The 4,336-nt window shown below is 46.0% G+C and carries 3 protein-coding genes; 1 reads left to right on the top strand and 2 read right to left on the bottom strand.

Features of this window, described 5'->3' with window-relative positions:
• Nucleotides 1-124: 124 nt before the first annotated feature.
• On the bottom strand, nucleotides 125-784 hold the full coding sequence (locus IH879_20395) for a TIGR04255 family protein (GenBank protein ID MCH7677289.1): 660 nt from the start codon (nucleotides 782-784) through the stop codon (nucleotides 125-127).
• 268 nt (nucleotides 785-1,052) lie between these two features.
• Nucleotides 1,053-2,297, bottom strand: coding sequence for a dicarboxylate/amino acid:cation symporter (locus IH879_20390; protein ID MCH7677288.1), 1,245 nt, complete (start codon nucleotides 2,295-2,297; stop codon nucleotides 1,053-1,055).
• A gap of 242 nt (nucleotides 2,298-2,539) precedes the next feature.
• On the opposite strand from IH879_20390, the gene IH879_20385 reads away from it, so the two are divergent.
• The coding region (locus tag IH879_20385) for a protein kinase (protein ID MCH7677287.1) at nucleotides 2,540-4,336 on the top strand (1,797 nt) is incomplete at its 3' end.

Below are 4,336 nucleotides of genomic sequence, written 5' to 3'. Positions count from 1 at the left end.
CAAATTTTGTGCATTTTTTCGGTCGTTAGATCAGTAAAGCCGCGAACCATCCATTCATGTGCTAAATCTAACCAATTATGTATAGTATCGTCACTATCGTTTCCAATGGCTTTCAATTCATAAATTAGTGTGGGTAGCTCGTCTTCAGTCTTATTGCATGCTTTAAACTGATTATTAGATGACTTTTTTGCTCAGGAAAAGAGAATTTTGTAGCCCAACTAATTTCTTCTGGATTTGGCAAAAAACGTGCGGTCGTCTTGTTCCAACTAAAGTCAGTAAATATTTCAGTGAGATCATCAATCGTCTTCCATCCGATACCTTTTGGGATATGGTTAATATAGGTAAGTTCATACTCAATCGGCTCAAGTTCACCAAGATCAAAATCTTTAAATACATCTTTGACAGAATTTAATGCCGTTTTGAAGTTGCTAATAACATGGGCGTAGCGTGGATAGTCGTTCTTCCTCTTCCGCCAGTTGAAATAAAACCTATCATTCTGAAATTGTATGAGTTGATCATCAGAATCACTGATAAACCACATTCTCGGCAAAGGAAGTCCAGTTACCTTGTCCACCAACATTTCACCTTTATTTGACGATATTGGAGGAGCATGTTGAATTATTGGATACTCAGTACGAAATTTTTCCCACAGTAAGCCAATATGAGGAATGCGTAACCTTTCAATAGGACGAAACCTCATACCACAAACAACTTCATTAACAGGTGGATTCTTGTAACTTGGGAGTTTATTTAGGAAAGAAGCATTCTCGATTTGACTAGTCATTAAAAAAGAAAATCCTCTTAACTATTATAAATACGGATTTAAACATTCACTAAAACGCTATATATATTATATATCAATTTTCGGACGATTCAAAGCAAAATATGACCGGATACTTGTTTCATAAACTATATTACAAGTCGAAAAGTTGCGCAAATAGGGCTAACAAAACTTTCTGCCTGACTCAATGGTAGTTAAATTACTCGAAAAAGACTTTTTCGTCCGGCTTTTTGCGCACAGCAGGCTCCCGGTAGCAGGAACAAACATAACCTCACGCCGTCGCCGGCTTCCGCAGCACTTTCAACCCGGTCTCGCCTTCGGACTTGGCAATGATGACCGTACCGCAGCTATCACTCCAGACATTGACACAGGTGCGCATCATGTCGAGAATGCGGTCGACGGCGATAATCAGACCGACGCCTTCAAGCGGCAGGCCGATGGCGCTCAAAACGATGGTGATCATCACCAGGCCGGCCATGGGCACCGCGGCGGCGCCGATGCTGGCGAGCAAGGCAGTCAACACCACGATAAACTGCTGGCCAATTCCAAGTTCGATTCCATAAGCCTGGGCAATAAACATGGCGGCAATGCATTCATAAAGCGCGGTGCCGTCCATGTTGATGGTCGCCCCCAGGGGCAGCACAAAACTGCTGGTTTTGTTGGAGGCGCCGGCGTTGTCTTCAACGGATTTCAAGGTCAATGGCAAAGTAGCTCCGGAAGACGCAGTTGAAAATGCCGTCAGCAGAGCTGCAGACATGGCGCGAACATGGGCCAGCGGGTTGATGCCGCCAATAAAAAAAAGCAGCAGCGGCAGGGTTATCATAGCGTGAATCACCAGGGCGAAAATTACGGTAATCATGTAAGTCGCCAGGGGAATCACCACATCGAAGCCGGTTTGGGCAATGATTTTTGCTATCAAAGCAAAGACGCCGATAGGTGCAAACATGATAATCAATTGCGTCATTTTCATCATCACCTCAAAAACCCCCTTGAAAAAATTGGTCAGGTTTCCGCGATGAGGCTCAGGAGATTTAAGAATAAAAAATCCAAACAGCAGGGAGAAAAAAATCGTCGGCAGCATATCGGCGGCCACCATTGAGGCAAGCGGATTGGTCGGTATGATTCCGATCAGCGTGTCACCGATTTTTTGGGCATTCTCTGCCAGGTCCTCAGGAGTTGCTGCGAGTCCTACATTAGCGCCAACTCCCGGTGCAAACAAATTGACCAGGACCAATCCGGTCAGGATTGCCAGCAGACTTGTTGTGATGTAATAAGTAAAGGTTTTCGCACCCATGCGTCCCAAACTCTTTGCGGACCCAATGCTGGTAACTCCGGTGATAATTGAGGAGACAACCAGGGGCACAATAATCATTCGCAAGCCGCGTTTAAACAAGTCACCCAGGACAGCAACCTTGTTAATTACAAAATCCGTGAAATTTAGTTCTCGAGACAAAAAACCGAATGCAACACCCAGAACAAGCGCAATCGCGATTTGCCAGTGCAGTTTCAATTTCATAGTTCCCTCCGGTTTGGATTTGTAGACGGGGTTTAATCGAAATTCGAGGATTGTTTAAAATTAGAAAATATTAACAAATAAGTAAAGTAAAAAAAGAGCAGCGATTTTTAGTTTGACTATTTTGGGGAATTGTTTAAATTCAGCATCATACGATTCAAGCAAAGGGATATTGGTTTCGCTATTATTGTTCTCGCCGCGAATCGCAACAGATTTGAAGAAGATTTTGCAAGGACGTCAATTAAGTGCTAATCTCAAAAACCATTTCCCACTACAAAATTCTAAAAAAACTGGGCGCAGGCGGCATGGGTGAAGTCTACCTTGCCGAAGATACAGAACTCGACCGCAAAGTTGCCCTTAAGTTTCTGCCGCCGCAGTACACCGAAGATCCCGAAATCAACGCCCGCTTCAAGCGCGAAGCCAAGGCCGCGGCGGCTTTGAACCATCCCAATATCATCACCATTCATGAAATTGGCGAACACGAGGGCAAAGCCTTCATCGCTATGGAATATGTTGAAGGCCAGTCCCTGAAAGACATTGTAGGGGCGCATCGCGATGCGCCCCTGTCGATGGATAAAATCTTTGACATCACCTCGCAAATCTGCGAAGGACTGAACGAAGCCCACCAGGCCGGGATTGTGCATCGCGATATCAAAGCTGACAACATCCTGATTGACGCCAATGGCCGGGTGAAAATCGCCGATTTTGGGCTGGCCAAGGCGCAAGGCCGAACCAAACTGACCGAAGAAGGTTCGACCATGGGTACACTAAGCTACATGTCTCCCGAGCAAATTCAAAGCGCAAATGTCGACCAACGCTCTGATATTTTCTCGGTTGGCGTCGTGCTTTATGAAATGATCACCGGTCAGTTGCCATTTAAAGGCGATTATGAAGCAGCGGTCTCTTATGCAATTTTGCATGAAGAGCCTGAACCGCTGGAACGCTACAAAGCCGGCATTTCGGATGAACTGCAGCGCATTGTTGACAAAGGTTTAGCCAAAAGTCTCAATGAACGCTACCAACACGTGGACGAGATGCTAGTGGATTTAAGAGCCATCACAAAGGGTCTTGAAACTGGACACGTGAAAGCAGGAGCAATTAAAGCCAGACTTCCGAAGAGAAAACGTAGATTTTTATATGTTAGTATGGCTACGCTACTTATTTTTTTTATTTTGGGGAGTTTTTATTTTTTCGTCGGACGTACTGAAACCATAGAGTCGATTGCCGTGCTGCCTTTTGAGAACCTTTCCGGTGCCCCCGAACAAGAGTACTTTGCCGACGGCATGACCGAGGCGTTAATTGCCAATCTAACTCAGATCAGAGCGCTCAAAGTGATCTCCCGTACCTCAGTGATGCAGTATAAGGACCTACGAAAGCCGCTGCCTGAGATTGCACGGGAATTGAATGTGGATGTCATATTAGAAGGAACTGTACTCCATGTAGGCAATCAGGTGCGGGTCACAGCCCAGTTGATTGAAGCTTCGACTGACCAGCACCTGTGGGCTAAGAGTTACCAGCGTGATTTACAAGATATTTTGGTACTCCAGAGTGAGTTAGCCCAGGCGATTGTGGAGGAGATTGAGATCGCGGTGACCCCGGAGGAGGAAGCGCGGCTGGCGCGCTCTAAGGTTGTTAACACCCCCGCGTACAAGACCTATCTCAAAGGCCGCTACTTTTGGAATAAGAGGACAAAAGAAGGATTTGAGAAAGCTATCAAATATTTTGAGAAAGCCATTGAAAAAGACCCAACCTATCCGCTATCCTTTGTTGGATTGGCGGATACCTATAGTTTGCTTGGGGAATATGCGTATCTTTCCCCAAAAGACGCTTTCCCTAAAGCGAAAGCAGCAGTGCTGAAAGCGCTGGAGATTGAGGAAACGGTTGCTGAGGCTCACGCCTCCCTCGGCCAAATTAGGTTTGCAGGTGACTGGGACTGGCCGGGAGCGGAGCAATCGTTCCAACGTGCCATTGAACTCAACCCTGGTTATGCGACCGCGCACCATTGGTATGCGTTCTTGTTGACGATGATGGGGAGGCATGAC

This window comes from candidate division KSB1 bacterium (genome assembly GCA_022562085.1).
Classification (GTDB): domain Bacteria; phylum Zhuqueibacterota; class Zhuqueibacteria; order Oceanimicrobiales; family Oceanimicrobiaceae; genus Oceanimicrobium.
The sequence above is the reverse complement of the archived record's forward strand: the minus strand, read 5'-3'. Positions and strand labels throughout refer to the sequence as shown.

Bases quoted from the DNA above. Each gene is read 5' to 3' on its own strand.
- IH879_20390 (MCH7677288.1), bottom strand. From the start codon at position 2,297: ATGAAATTGAAACTGCACTGGCAAATCGCGATTGCGCTTGTTCTGGGT.
- IH879_20395 (MCH7677289.1), bottom strand. From the start codon at position 784: ATGACTAGTCAAATCGAGAATGCTTCTTTCCTAAATAAACTCCCAAGT.